Here is a 13,678-nt window from a genome sequence, read left to right as displayed (position 1 = left end):
GGTGCGGCCCTTCGCGTGTCTTCCGCGCCGATGCCTACTGCTTGATGCTCTGCACGAAGGCCGCCCAACTCGCAGTTCGCAGGACCAGGACGGGGCTGTCGGCCAACTTGGTGTCGCGTACGGGGACGAAGTGGGGGACGTTGTCGGCGACCTCGACGCACTCACCGCCGTCGCCGTTGCTGTATGACGACGTACGCCACGCAGCGGTACTCAAGTCAGGTGTGACGCTCATCGGTTGCGAACTCCTTCGCCGCCGACACGATCCGATCCAGAGACGCCTCCGGCGACAGCGCGGCGGCCCTGGCCAGATCGTATGCGGATCGGTACTGCTCCACCAGCATTGGTTCCTCGACGAGTTGGCCGCTGTATGCGCTCTCCGTGTACACGACGGACGGAGCCTCGGTGAACTGCATCAGTGTCATGGACGAGTGCAGGAAGGGGTGTGCCCCGGCGGAGAACGGGAGCACCTGGGCGACCACACGGGGGCGGGAAGCGATTTGCTCGGCAAGATGATTGAGCTGCTCTGCCATGACGGCCGGTCCGCCAACAGGCAGGAGCAACGCTGCTTCGTGGAGCATCACCCAGAGCACGGGCGCCGCGGGTGAGTCGAGAAGACTGGTGCGCTCCATGCGCGTCCTGACGTGTCCTTCGATGACGTCCGCGTCGGCAAACGGATGGGCGGCCCGGGTCAGTGCACGCGCATAGGACGCTGTCTGCAACAGTCCGAGAACCACCATCGATGTGTAACTCTCGATGGACGAGGCCCGCAACTGGAGTTCCGCCGCATCCGCGAAGTACCCCGCCACCTTCGATTTCCGTGCCAGCCGGCACAGCCGCTGAAGGTGCCTGCCGCTCCCCAGCAGTTCATCGAAGGCGCGGGACATCTCCTCCTGCGGGCGGCGCTCCGCCATCTCGAACAGCCCGATGTACGTGCCTGAGCAGAACGCCTTGTCACCCAGTTCGGTCTGGGACATCCCGGCGGCCTCGCGCAGGCGGCGCAACTCGGAGCCGTAGAAGGAGCGGGCGTCGGCGTACGGGTCGAGATCCTTGGGCTGCGGCATGCCCCGGAATGTAGCGACGCACGGACGCGCAGGTTCAGGAATCGGGGAATGCGCCACCCGTACGTGGCTGCCGCCGTCCGGCCTTCGACTTCCGTGCGCGGTAGACGAGTTGACGGGTGGTGCGGGCGAGCGTTCGGATGGCGGTCGGCTGCCAACCGCCGGTCACCGCCCAAACCCCTGAAGGGTGCTCATGCGCAGGGGCAGGATGCATGCCGACGAACCGGACATCGATGAGTCGCTCGTACACAGGCTGATCGCCTCGCAGTTCCCGGACTGGGCCGGACTTCCCGTCGAACCGGTCGTTCCCGTGGGCACCTCCAACGCCATGTACCGGCTCGGCGAGGACATGGTGGTACGGCTGCCCCGTACGGCGGGGACGGCCGATGATGTGGAGAAGGAGCAGCGCTGGTTGCCGCGGCTCGCCCCGTCGCTTCCCGTCGCTGTTCCGGTGCCGCTGGGCAAGGGGGTGCCCGCCGAGGGCTATCCGTGGCACTGGTCGGTCTTGCGGTGGCTCGACGGCGCGAACCCGGTGGTCGGGGAGGCCGTCGAACCCGGCCTGCTTGCGGCGGACCTGGCGGACTTCGCCACCGCGCTGCACCTGATCGATCCCGCCGACGGGCCGCCTTCCTTCCGCAGCGAGCCTCTGGCGGCCCGCGACGCCTCGACGCGCGCCGCGCTCGCGGTGCTGGGCGAGGTCGTGGACACCGGTGCGGCGCTCGTCGTGTGGGAGGCGTCGCTGCGGGCCTCCGCGCCGACCGGTCCGGCCGTCTGGATCCACTCGGATCTGCAACCCGGCAACCTGCTGCTCGCCAATGGGCGGCTCAGCGCCGTCATCGACTTCGGCTGCGTGGGGCTGGGCGATGCCGCCGTCGATCTCATCGCGGCCTGGTACCTGCTCCCCGCGCACGCGCGCGGGATCTTCCGTACGGCACTGAATGCCGATGACGCGGCCTGGGCACGAGGGCGTGGCTGGGCGCTGTCGACCGCGCTCGGCGAACTGCGCTACTACCGGAAGTCGAATCCGGCCATGGCGGCGATCGCCCGGCACGTCATCCGCGAAGTCCTCGCGGACGACGGAACGGCTCCGTGACGCGGCTCCGACGTCCACGCCTCAGTCAGGCGCCTCGTGCCGTGCGCCGTCGTCCTCGCCTGCTGCGCGGCGGCGACCGCCGGAAGTGGCAGGCGAGGCCCCTCGGGTGGATTTTTGCATGTTCATGGCGAACTTGGCGAACCCGGCCTGGCCTGGCTCGTCCGTGCCACGCTCAGGGACTGACCGGCTGAGGCATTTGACGGAATGTCGCCAACCATGTGGCTGCCGCACCCGGAAACGGGTCATCTGCCACCTCGTCGTGGGCGCGCGGAATGCGAAGGTGTACCAGCGGGTTCACGGATGTGCGAACCACGCGGAACGAACGGCACAGAGAGCGGATGAGACCCATGGGCGAGCTGATCCTGATCCGGCACGGCGAGACGGAGTGGTCGCGGTCCGGGCAGCACACGAGCTACACCGATCTGCCCCTGACCGCGTTCGGGGAACGGCAGGCACGGGCCCTGGCGCCGCTGCTCGCCGACCGGCGGATCGCGCTCACCCTCGTCTCTCCCGCCGTACGGGCCCGGCGCACCGCCGAGCTCGCCGGGCTCGCCGCGCCCCGCATCACACCCGAGCTGCGCGAATGGGACTACGGCGGCTACGAAGGGGTGACCACCGACGAGATCCGCCGCACCCGCCCGGATTGGAACCTCTGGACCGACGGCGTCGCCCCCGGGCCCGAGGCGCATCCCGGTGAGACCCCGGCCGAGGTCGGGGCGCGCGCCGACCGGGTGCTGGCCGAAGCCGCGGAGGCGGCAAGCCGTGACACGGACGAGGACATCGCGCTCGTCGCGCACTCCCATTTCCTGCGTGTGCTCACCGCCCGCTATCTCAATCTGACGCCGGCCGAGGGCACGCTGTTCCAGCTCGCCACGGGCGCCGTGTCCCGGCTCGGCACCGAGCACGGGAAGCCGGTCATCACGGCCTGGAACGTGACGTTGCCCGAGAGTCTGTTCCCCCGGGCCGTTCCGGAGGCACCGGAACAGGACTGGCAGGAACGGGACTGACAGGAACGGGGCTGAGCGGACCGACGGCCGGTACCCCGCCCCGGGGCACCGGCCGTCGGCCGTGAAGCGGGTGGAGCACAGGGTCAGGCGAGCAACTCCAGCTCCGCGAGCGTGCCTTCACCGGCGAACACCAGGCGGTAGTGCGCGTACGAGCCCGGATCGGTCACCGAGAACACCCTCGTCTGCCTGTCCCAGGCGAACGACTCGGCCGACCGCTTGTCGAGGTCCTTCCAGGTCGTGCCGTCCGACGAGCCCTGGAGGACCCAGCCGGCCGGGGCCTCGGCCGCCTGGTCCGAGGTCAGCGTGTAGCGGATCGCGTCCGTGGCCGGGTCGACCGGCAGATCCACCGTGGCGACCTTCGCCGAGGTGGCCGAGGTGTTGTCGAACAGAGGACCGTCGCCCTTCACCACGTCCGCCTGCGGCGTCGCCACCTTGTCGTCCGTGGTGATGGACGTCGGTGCCGCGTTCTTGCCGGTGCCCCACGACGACGGCTTCGGGCCCATGTCGAAGTCCAGCACGCCGCCCTTGGCCAGCAGGTCGTGCGGCAGCGAAGTCGAGGTCCACTTCTTGCCGTTGACCCGCAGGCCCTGCACATAGATGTTCCGCGCGCTGTTCTTCGGCGCCCTGACGACCAGATCGTGGCCGTTCTCCAGATGGACCGTGGTCTTCTTGAAGAGCGGGGAGCCGATCGCGTATTCGCCGCTGCCCATGACCAGCGGGTAGAAGCCGAGCGAGGAGAAGAGGTACCAGGCCGACTGCTCGCCGTTGTCCTCGTCGCCGTGGTAGCCCTGCCCGATGCCGCTGCCCGTGTAGAGCCGGCTCAGGACCTCGCGGACCTTCTCCTGCGTCTTCCAGGGCTGCGAGGCCGCGTCGTACATGTAGGTGACGTGGTGCGCGACCTGGTTGCTGTGGCCGTACTGGCCCATCCGTACGTCACGCGCCTCGGTCATCTCGTGGATGACTCCGCCGTACGAGCCGACGAACTCGGGGCCCGCCGTCTCGGGAGTGGAGAAGTACGTGTCGAGCTTCTTGGCCAGGCCGTCCCGGCCGCCGTACAGGTTCGCCAGGCCCCGGCTGTCCTGCGGGGCCGTGAACGCGTAGCCCCAGCCGTTGGTCTCCGTGTAGTCGTAGCCCCAGACCCGGGGGTCGTACTGGTCCGAGGGGAGCCGCCAGCCGCCCTCGGCGTCCTTGCCCTGGAAGAAGCCGGCCTTGTCGTCGAAGAGCCGGACGTAGTTGCGGGCGCGGTTCAGGAAGTACTCGGACTCCTCCTTGTACCGGGCCTTCTTCGTCTTCTTGTAGAGGGCCTCGCCCATCCGCGCGATGCCGTAGTCGTTGAGGTAGCCCTCCAGCGACCAGGACAGGCCCTCGTGCGTCGAGGTGTTCGCGTAGCCGGTGAACGGGGACGTCACCATGCCTTTGCGGCCGACGCCGGAGGACGGCGGGACCACGGTGGCGTTCTTCAGCGCCGCGTCGTACGCCGCCTCCGCGTCGAACTCCACGCCCTTGACGTAGGCGTCCGCGAACGCGACGTCCGAGGAGGTGCCGGTCATCAGGTCGGAGTAGCCGGGGGAGGACCAGCGGGAGATCCAGCCGCCGTCCTTGTACTGCTGGACGAAGCCGTCCACCATCTCGCCGGCCCGGTCCGGGGTGAGCAGGGAGTACGCGGGCCACGTCGTGCGGTAGGTGTCCCAGAAGCCGTTGTTGACGTAGACCTTGCCGTCGACGATCTTCGCGCCGGTGTGCGTCGGGGTGTCGGAGCCGACCTGCGGGGAGAAGGGGCTGGCGTACTTGTCCTTGCCGCCGACCTTCTCGAAGCCCGAGTTCGGGTACAGGTACAGCCGGTACAGGCTGGAGTAGAGGGTGGTCAGCTGATCGGCCGTGGCACCCTCGACCTCCACCTTGCCCAGGATGTCGTCCCAGGCCCGCTGCGCCCGGTCCTCGACCCGGCCGAAGGAGCGGGAGGCGGGGATCTCGGAGGCCAGGTTCTGCTTCGCCTGGTCGATGCTGATGAGCGAGGTCGCCAGGCGCAGACCGACCGTGCGGTCCTTGCCCGCGTCGAAGCGGAGGTAGCCGGTGACATCGTCGCCACCGCCGCCGGACAGCTTGCCGCTCGCGGTGACCGGCGCGTCGAAGACGCCGTACACGAAGAGGCGGGTGGCGCCGGTCGAGCCGCCGCTCTTGACGTCGGAGAAGCCGGTGAAGGAGCTGGTCGCCGGGTCGAGGGTGAGGCCGCCGTCGTTGGAGACGTTGTCGAAGACGATGCTCGCGTCGTCACCGGGGTAGGTGAACCGCATCCGGGCCGCGTGGTCGGACGGCGTCATCTCGGCCTTCAGGCCGTTGTCGAACGTCACCCCGTAGTAGTGCGGCTTCGCCGTCTCGTTCTCGTGGTGGAACGGCAGCGCACGCGCCTTGCGGGAGGCGTCCGGGGTGCCGGCGACCGCCGAGGGCATCAGCTGGAAGGTCTGCCGGTCGCCCATCCAGGGGCTCGGCTCATGGCTGGCGCTGAAGGCCTGGAGGGTGGGCAGGTTGTCGTCGTTGTTGCCCCGCGCGTAGTCGTACAGCCAGCTCGTCGAGCCGGCGTTGGTGACCGGTGTCCAGAAGTTGAAGCCGTTCGGGACCGCGGTGGCGGGGAAGTTGTTGCCCCGGGAGAAGGCGCCGCTGGAATTGGTGCCGCGGACCGTCGAGGCGTAGTCCGACAGGTGCGCTCGGCGCTTCTCGGGAGCCCTCGGGGCGATCTCGATGTCGTCGATCCAGCCCTGGAACTTCGCCGTGCCCTCGGGGGAGTCGTACGCCACCAGGATCCGGTCCACGGTCCTGCCCGCCGCGACCGTGCCGATCGTCGACTCGACCTTGTTCCACTGGTTGACGTACAGCCGCTTGGCATCGGCCTGGCCCTGCGGGGTCAGCAGGCCGCCGTTGCTGTCGGTGGCCCGCAGATCGCTCAGATACGTGCCGTCCGTGAACGCCAGGTCCACCGCGACATGCGTCGCCGGGTAGGAGAGGTCGGTCTCGCCCATCTGGGGATAGACCAGATAGGACAGTGAGGTGTCACGGGTGACAGCCGTGTTCACGTCGAAGACCTTGTTGTACGAGTACGCCCGGCCGTCCGCCTTGTGCGTACCGGCGTACCGCAGCGCCCGCTTTCCGGTGAAGCCCGCGCCCGCCTTGGCGGTGGGGGAGCCGGAGGGGCCGCGGTCGGCCTGGCTGCGCATCTCCTCGGGGGCCGGGGTGGAGGTGTCGCCGTCGGAGAACTGGACGTCGGCGAGCTGGGTGGCGTCGGTGGCGCCGTTGTTCTTCGTGATCTGCAGGCGGAAGTGCTGGTATGAGGTGTCAGATGTGAAATCGTACGACTTCGTCTGGAACCGTTCGGTGAAGCTCTGACCGGTCCGGGAGTCGAGGTCCTTCCAGTCCTTGCCGTCGGCGGAGCCCTGGAGGGTCCAGTCCTTCGGGTCGCGCTCGTCGTGGTCATTGGCCGAAGTAAGGGCGTATGTCACGACCTTGACCGGTTCGTCGAGATCGAACTCGGCCCAGCCGGCGGGCTCGAAGGTCAGCCACTTGGAGCCGGACTCCCCGTCGATCAGATTTTCCTTGACCTCCCCGCCGCCGGTGTTCTCACCGCTGGCGCGGACGTCTGTCACCTTGTCGGTCACATTGCCCGGTATTCCTGCGGAGAAGCCGCCATCGACACCCGATGACCGCTTCTTTCCGTCCGGACCCTCTTCTACGGTGTTGCGCCAGTCCGGCTGCTTTTCATCCGCTTCGAACGACGAGCTGAATGTCCGGTCTCCCGAAGGCGACCGGCCCTTTTCGTGTGCGCCGGCCGACTGTGCGGCGGCCATGGAGGGGGCGGTCACGACGAGAACGAGTGAAGCCGCGATCAGTGCGGCCGTACGGCTTTGCCTCTTGCGAGAACCATGTCGGGGCTGCATGCCGAGCCATTCCTCCCGAGGAGTGCATCTGGACAACGTTGTCAGAGAGATGCGCAAGGTCCAGTAGGGAGCCAAGTGCCGGGATGTGTCAAGGGTGTTGGACAGGAAGCGCAAGCCGAATCGACCGTATTGCGGAAATCGTTACACCGGGGCCAGGAGCGTGCGGGGGCCATGTATCCGCGAGGTCTCAACTCGGGAAAGACTGCTGCTCAAAGTCGCATTCGATCTTGCTCAGTCGGCGGGAAGTGGACTATACCTGTCGGCGTCCGCACAGCTTTTCCGGCGACGCGGGCAAGGGGGACACGGGGAACGGCCGAGGGCAGCGCGACGGGCGCGTCCGATGCCGGATCTCCCCGACCCCCCACTGCACATGGCTAGCCTGAAATCAGCACTACCCAAGCGCAACTGACCGCGGTGGCGGGGCCCTTCGCCTGAGGCGAATATCTACGGGCGACCGGTACACACCGCCTGAGTCCTGGAGAAGGCGAGGACTTGAGCATGGGATCCACCTCCGCCCACAAGAATGAGGGCCTTGGCCGTCGCGATGTGATCAAGCGATCGGCCGCACTCGGCCTGATCAGCGTTCCGGCGATGGGCTTCCTGTCGGCGTGCGCCAGCGGCGACAGCGGCAGCGACAAGAAGGTCGAGAAGGGCAAGGTCACCAAGGCCAACCCGCTCGGCGTCAACGAGACGGCCCCGCTCGAGGTGGTCATCTTCGACGGCGGCTTCGGCCAGCAGTACGCGATCGACGCGGAGAAGAAGTACAACACGGCGTTCCCGAAGGCCCCGAAGGTCAAGCACGTCGCGACCCAGAAGATCCAGTCGCAGCTGCAGCCCCGGTTCAACGGCGGCACCCCGCCGGACCTGATCGACAACTCCGGCGCCGAGCAGATGGACATGGGTGTCCTGGTCGGCAAGAAGCAGCTGCTCGACCTGACGCCGCTGATGGACGCCCCGTCCATCGACGACCCCAGCAAGAAGGTCCGCGACACGCTGCGTCCCGGTGTCCTGGAGATGGGTCAGTTCGACGGCGACCCGGTCTGGATCATGTACTACGCGTACACCGTGTACGGCGTCTGGTACTCGCAGACCGCGCTGGAGAAGCTCGACGCGCAGTACCCCGAGAACTGGGACGACATGCTCGCCCTCTGCGCGAAGGCGAAGAAGCAGGGCATCGCGGGCTGGACGTACGCCGGTAAGTACCCGTACTACCTGCCGTTCTCGCTCTACCCGTTCATCGCCAAGATCGGTGGCCGGGAGGTTCTCGACAAGATCGACAACCTGGAGCCGAACGCCTGGAAGGACCCCGCGGTCAAGGCGGCCTTCGAGGCGTACTACGAGCTGTACAAGAAGGGGTACATCCTCAAGGGCACCCCCGGTCTGACCCACATCCAGTCGCAGACCGAGTGGACCAAGGGCAAGGCGCTCTTCCTCCCGAATGGTTCGTGGGTGGAGAACGAGGCCGCGCCGACCACGCCCAAGGACTTCAAGATGATGGTCGCGGCGCCGTCCAGCCTGGACTCGTCCGACAAGATGCCGTTCGGCACCATCTGGGCCTCCGGCGGCGAGCCCTTCGTCGTCCCGGCCAACGCGAAGAACCCCCAGGGCGGCATGGAGCAGCTGCGCATCATGCTCTCCGAGGAGTCCTCGAAGAACTTCACCAAGCAGGTCAAGTCGCTCAGCGCGTTCAACGGCGGCACCGACGGTCTGACCCTGTCGACCGCCATGCAGTCCGGTGTCGACGCGCTGAAGAAGGCCGGCGACAACGTGGTGAACCCGCGCATGCAGGACTGGTACGTGAAGCTCCAGAAGGAGCAGATCGGTGTCGCCGGTATCGGCGAGATGATGGCCGGCCGCGCGACCCCTGCGGAAGCCATCAAGAAGATCCAGGCCTTCGCCGACGCGGCGGCCAAGGACCAGTCCATCAAGCACTACAAGCACCAGTGAGCAACCGTCACCAGCGGCGGCACCCGCGGAAAGATCGGGGTCGGTAAACGATGCAGCATGGCAAGTACCGTTTCATAGTGGGATTCCTGGTACTCCCACTCGCGTTGTACGCGGTCTTCGTCATTTGGCCGTTCATCCAGTCCATCTACTACTCGTTCACGGACTGGACCGGCCTGAGCCCGGACTTCAAGATGGTCGGGTTCGACAACTACACGAGGATGCTGAAGGACGACATCTTCTGGAAGTCGTTGCAGCACAGCGTGTTGCTTGTGGTGCTGCTGCCGCTGGTGACGCTGGGCCTGGCGCTCTTCTTCGCCTTCATGCTCAATGTCGGGGGCCGGCGGCGCAAGAACGCCGCGGTCTCCGGCGTGCGCGGCTCCAGTTTCTACAAGATCGCCTATTTCTTCCCGCAGGTGCTCTCGATCGTGATCGTGGCCCTGCTCTTCCAGTTCGCGTTCAACCCCACCAGTGGGATGCTGAATTCGACACTGAAGACGATCGGCCTGGGTTCCGTCCAGCCGGACTGGCTGGGCGACCCGAACCTCGCGCTGATCTGCGTCATGACGGTTCTGATCTGGTCGACGGTCGGATTCTTCGTCGTGCTGTTCTCGGCCGGAATGGCGTCCATCCCGAAGGACTTCTACGAGGCGGCGCTCCTCGACGGGGCCAACCGTTTCACCACTTTCTTCCGGATCACCCTTCCGCTGCTCTGGGACACGGTGCAGTCGGGCTGGGTCTACATGGGCATCCTGGCCCTCGGTGTGGAGGCGTTCACCGCCGTACAGGTCATGACCGTGGGCCCCGGCGGCCCCGACTACTCGACCACCGTCCTGCCGCTGTACGTGTACCAGACGGCCTTCCGCGACGGGCAGGCCGGCTACGCGACGACGATCGGTGTCGGACTGCTCATCGTCACCCTGGCCTTCGCCGCCATCGTGATGCGACTGGGCCGCCGCGATCGGCTGGAGTTCTGATGCTGCGATTCCCGGGAGACGCCCTCCGGACCCCCAGCAGGCACCACAGGTCGGCCTCCGTGTCCGGCTCGACAGTACGAGGTGAGTACACGTGAAGACGACTGACACTCCCCCCGCGGCCCCGGCCGCGGACCCGGATCCGGTGGCCAAGGCGCCCGCACCCGCCGCCAAGGAGAAGAGCAGCGAGGGCCAGGTCCTCAACGTCTTCTCGCACGGTGTGCTGATCATCTGGGCGATCCTGGTCGTCCTGCCGCTGCTCTGGGCGGTGATGGCGTCGTTCAAGACGGACGACTCGATCCTGTCGACGCCGTGGGCGCTGCCCGACAAGCTGCACTTCGAGAACTGGTCGCGCGCCTGGAGTCAGGCGCACATGAGCGACTACTTCTTCAACACTGTCGTGGTGGTGGGCTGTTCGCTCGTCGGCACCCTGCTGCTCGGTTCGATGGCGGCATACGTACTGGCGCGGTTCGACTTCCCCGGAAACCGCTTCATCTACTTCCTGTTCATCGGCGGGATGAGCTTCCCGATCATCCTGGCGCTGGTCCCGCTGTTCTTCGTCATGAACAACATGGCCCTGCTGAACACGCGGCACGGACTGATCATGGTCTACATCGCGTACTCGCTGCCGTTCACCGTCTTCTTCCTCACCTCGTTCTTCCGTACGCTGCCGAGCTCGGTGGCGGAGGCGGCGATGCTCGACGGCGCCTCGCACACCCGGACGTTCTTCCAGGTGATGCTGCCGATGGCGAAGCCCGGCCTGATCAGCGTCGGTATCTTCAACTTCCTCGGGCAGTGGAACCAGTACATGCTGCCGACGGTGCTCAACACCGAACCGAAATACCGGGTGCTCTCCCAGGGCCTGGTCGAACTGGCCACCAGTCAGGGGTACAAGGGCGACTGGTCCGGTCTCTTCGCTGGTCTGGTGATGGCGATGCTGCCGGTCCTCGCGGCCTACATCATCTTCCAGCGCCAGGTCGTCGCAGGCCTCACCGCGGGCGCGGTGAAGTAGCGGCCAGGTCCCGCCCCCGTACACACGAACCGCCCGTCGGCCACGCGCCGGCGGGCGGTTCGCGCGTACGCAGGGCCGTCCCACTGCGCTCGTCCGAGGCTTCGCTTGCTCAAGGTCTTGACGGGGGGTGCTGCAAAACGCTGAGCTTAGAGTTCACATGTTAGAGAAAACGGTAGGAGTGAGAGAGTCGATGGAGACCCCGGGGTCGCAGACATCTCTGCATCGCGCCAACCTTGAGCGGGTCGTGCGTGCGGTACGCATGGCCGGTTCGCTCACCCAGGCGGAGATCGCACGGAGCACCGGCCTGTCAGCGGCCACCGTCTCCAACATCGTTCGTGAACTGAAGGACGGCGGCACGGTCGAGGTCACCCCCACCTCGGCGGGCGGCCGCCGGGCCCGCAGCGTCTCGCTCAGCGGAGACGCGGGCATCGTGATCGGGGTCGACTTCGGCCATACGCATCTGCGCGTCGCCGTCGGCAACCTCGCCCACCAGGTGCTCGCCGAGGAGGCCGAGCCGCTGGACGTCGACGCCTCGTCCGCGGAGGGGTTCGGGCGGGCGGAGCAACTGGTCAGGCGGCTGATCGAGACGACCGGGATCGGTCCGGACAAGGTGATCGGGGTGGGCCTCGGTGTACCCGGCCCGATCGACGTGGAGTCCGGCACGCTGGGCTCCACGTCGATCCTGCCGGGCTGGACGGGCATCAATCCCAGCAAGGAGCTGGAGGGCCGGCTCGGGGTGCCGGTGTACGTGGACAACGACGCCAACCTCGGCGCGCTCGGCGAGCTGGTGTGGGGGAGCGGCCGGGGCGTCAAGGATCTCGCCTACATCAAGGTCGCCAGCGGGGTCGGTGCCGGTCTGGTGATCGACGGGCGCATCTACCGGGGGCCGGGCGGCACGGCCGGCGAGATCGGGCACATCACGCTCGACGAGTCGGGCCCGGTCTGCCGATGCGGCAACCGCGGCTGCCTGGAGACCTTCACGGCCGCCCGGTACGTCCTGCCGCTGCTCCAGCCCAGCCACGGGCCCGATCTCACCATGGAGCGGGTGGTCCAGCTGGCCCGCGAGGGCGATCCGGGCTGCCGCCGGGTGATCGGGGACGTGGGGCGGTACATCGGCAGCGGGGTGGCCAATCTCTGCAACCTGCTCAATCCCAGCCGGGTGGTCCTCGGCGGATCGCTCGCCGAGGCGGGCGAGTTGGTGCTCGCACCGATCCGTGACTCGGTCTCGCGCTACGCCATCCCGAGCGCCGCCCGGCAGCTCTCGGTGCTGCCCGGGGCACTGGGCGGGCGGGCCGAAGTCCTGGGCGCCCTGGCCCTGGTGCTGAGCGAGATGGGGGATTCAACCCTTTTGGAAAGTGCCTTGCCGAAGGCGACCCTGCCTTCACTTAGATAACGGATGGCACCGTTGTCATCTCGTTAAGGATTTACTCCTTGACGCCGCCGTCGTAGCCGAGTTGACTTCCAGCCACCTCGGCCGCGACGTCGCGGCCTCGTCAGGGAGGCAACCCGTAATGAACGCAACGACGCGACGCATCGTCATAGGCACGGCCGCGATTTCCATGGCCGTCTCCCTCGCTGCCTGTGGCAAGGCCGGTGACGACAAGGACTCCGGCAGCGGTGGCGACAACAAGACCATCGGCCTGCTCCTGCCGGAGAACAAGACCACGCGTTACGAGACGTTCGACCGCCCCATCATGGAGGCGAAGATCAAGGCGCTGTGCTCCGACTGCGAGGTCAAGTACAACAACGCCGCGCAGGACAGCGAGACCCAGAAGAAGCAGTTCGACGCGCTCGTCACGCAGGGTGTGAAGGTCATCATCCTCGACACCGTCGACTACAAGGCCGCGAAGTCCTGGGTCCAGCAGGCCGCGAAGAAGGACGTCAAGGTCGTCGCGTACGACCGTCTCGCCGAGGGCCCGATCTCCGCCTACGTGTCGTACGACAACGAGAAGATCGGCCAGCTCCAGGGCGAGGCGCTGGTCAAGGCGATGGGCGCCAAGGCCAAGGACAGCAACGTTGTCATGATCAACGGCTCGCCGACCGACCCGAACGCCCCCTTCTTCAAGAGGGGCGCGCACAGCGTCCTCGACAAGCAGGTCAAGAAGGTCGTCTACGAGCAGGACATCCCGGACTGGTCGGCGGACGAGGCCAACAAGAAGATGGGCGCGGCCATCGACTCCCTGGGCAAGGACGGCTTCCAGGGCGTCTACTCCGCCAACGACGGCATGGCCGGCGGCATCATCACGGCCCTGAAGAAGCAGGGTGTGAAGGTTCCGGTCGGCGGTCAGGACTCCGAGCTCGCCGGTCTGCAGCGCATCCTCTCGGGCGAGCAGGCCTTCTCGATCTACAAGCAGATCAAGCCGGAGGCCGAGACCACCGCCGAGATCGCCGTCCGGCTGCTCAAGGGCGAGAAGATCGACGACCTGGCCCCGATCAAGGTCGACAGCCTCTCGGGCGAGTTCAAGGGCACCCCGTCGAAGCTGTACGACGCCTCGGTCGTGACCAAGGAGAACATCGCTTCCACGATCGTCGCCGACAAGGTCTACAAGGTCGAGGAGATCTGCACCGCCCAGTACAAGGCGGCCTGCGACGCAGCCGGCATCAAGTAGTACGCCCGCCGGCAGGCGTCACCCGATCCGGTCCGGCACCCGCCCCGTCAAT

At 67.1% G+C, this 13,678-nt stretch carries 10 protein-coding genes; 7 read left to right on the top strand and 3 right to left on the bottom strand.

Annotated features, from left to right (window positions below; genetic code table 11):
• Positions 1 to 34: 34 nt before the first annotated feature.
• Positions 35 to 232 (bottom strand): DUF397 domain-containing protein, encoded by a 198-nt coding sequence (locus OHA19_RS09740; protein WP_405717377.1) that lies wholly within the window; start codon positions 230 to 232, stop codon positions 35 to 37.
• Positions 216 to 1,061 (bottom strand): Scr1 family TA system antitoxin-like transcriptional regulator, encoded by an 846-nt coding sequence (locus OHA19_RS09735; RefSeq protein ID WP_405749913.1) that lies wholly within the window; start codon positions 1,059 to 1,061, stop codon positions 216 to 218. Before OHA19_RS09735 ends, OHA19_RS09740 begins: the two co-directional genes overlap by 17 nt.
• A 190-nt stretch (positions 1,062 to 1,251) precedes the next feature.
• Between OHA19_RS09735 and OHA19_RS09730 the strand changes: the two genes are divergently transcribed.
• Together OHA19_RS09730 and OHA19_RS09725 are read left to right on the top strand one after the other, a co-directional pair.
• Complete coding sequence (locus tag OHA19_RS09730; RefSeq protein WP_405717386.1) at positions 1,252 to 2,151, top strand: aminoglycoside phosphotransferase family protein; 900 nt, start codon at positions 1,252 to 1,254, stop codon at positions 2,149 to 2,151.
• A gap of 347 nt (positions 2,152 to 2,498) precedes the next feature.
• A complete protein-coding gene (locus OHA19_RS09725) occupies positions 2,499 to 3,158 on the top strand; it encodes a histidine phosphatase family protein (protein ID WP_405717389.1) in 660 nt (219 codons plus the stop codon).
• Between the two features lie 83 nt (positions 3,159 to 3,241).
• Here OHA19_RS09725 and OHA19_RS09720 read toward each other — a convergent pair whose 3' ends face one another.
• A complete protein-coding gene (locus OHA19_RS09720) occupies positions 3,242 to 7,087 on the bottom strand; it encodes a GH92 family glycosyl hydrolase (protein ID WP_405749912.1) in 3,846 nt (1,281 codons plus the stop codon).
• Between the two features lie 498 nt (positions 7,088 to 7,585).
• Here OHA19_RS09720 and ngcE point away from each other — a divergent pair, with 498 nt between their 5' ends.
• From ngcE to OHA19_RS09695, 5 genes are all read left to right on the top strand, one after another.
• Positions 7,586 to 9,034 (top strand): N-acetylglucosamine/diacetylchitobiose ABC transporter substrate-binding protein, encoded by a 1,449-nt coding sequence (gene ngcE / locus OHA19_RS09715; RefSeq protein WP_405717395.1) that lies wholly within the window; start codon positions 7,586 to 7,588, stop codon positions 9,032 to 9,034.
• A gap of 50 nt (positions 9,035 to 9,084) precedes the next feature.
• A complete protein-coding gene (locus OHA19_RS09710) occupies positions 9,085 to 10,008 on the top strand; it encodes a carbohydrate ABC transporter permease (RefSeq protein ID WP_405717398.1) in 924 nt (307 codons plus the stop codon).
• Between the two features lie 91 nt (positions 10,009 to 10,099).
• Positions 10,100 to 11,017, top strand: coding sequence for a carbohydrate ABC transporter permease (locus OHA19_RS09705; protein WP_405749910.1), 918 nt, complete (start codon positions 10,100 to 10,102; stop codon positions 11,015 to 11,017).
• A gap of 190 nt (positions 11,018 to 11,207) precedes the next feature.
• Positions 11,208 to 12,410 carry an ROK family protein gene (locus tag OHA19_RS09700; RefSeq protein ID WP_405717403.1) on the top strand — a complete coding sequence of 401 codons (1,203 nt, stop codon included), beginning with the start codon at positions 11,208 to 11,210 and terminating at the stop codon, positions 12,408 to 12,410.
• Between the two features lie 118 nt (positions 12,411 to 12,528).
• Positions 12,529 to 13,626 (top strand): substrate-binding domain-containing protein, encoded by a 1,098-nt coding sequence (locus tag OHA19_RS09695; protein WP_405717406.1) that lies wholly within the window; start codon positions 12,529 to 12,531, stop codon positions 13,624 to 13,626.
• Positions 13,627 to 13,678: the final 52 nt, after the last annotated feature.

Origin of the sequence: Streptomyces sp. NBC_00012, from assembly GCF_045040875.1 — a bacterium.
GTDB lineage: Bacteria > Actinomycetota > Actinomycetes > Streptomycetales > Streptomycetaceae > Streptomyces.
Note: the sequence above shows the minus strand (reverse complement) of the source record. Positions and strands in the feature narration are given on the sequence as shown.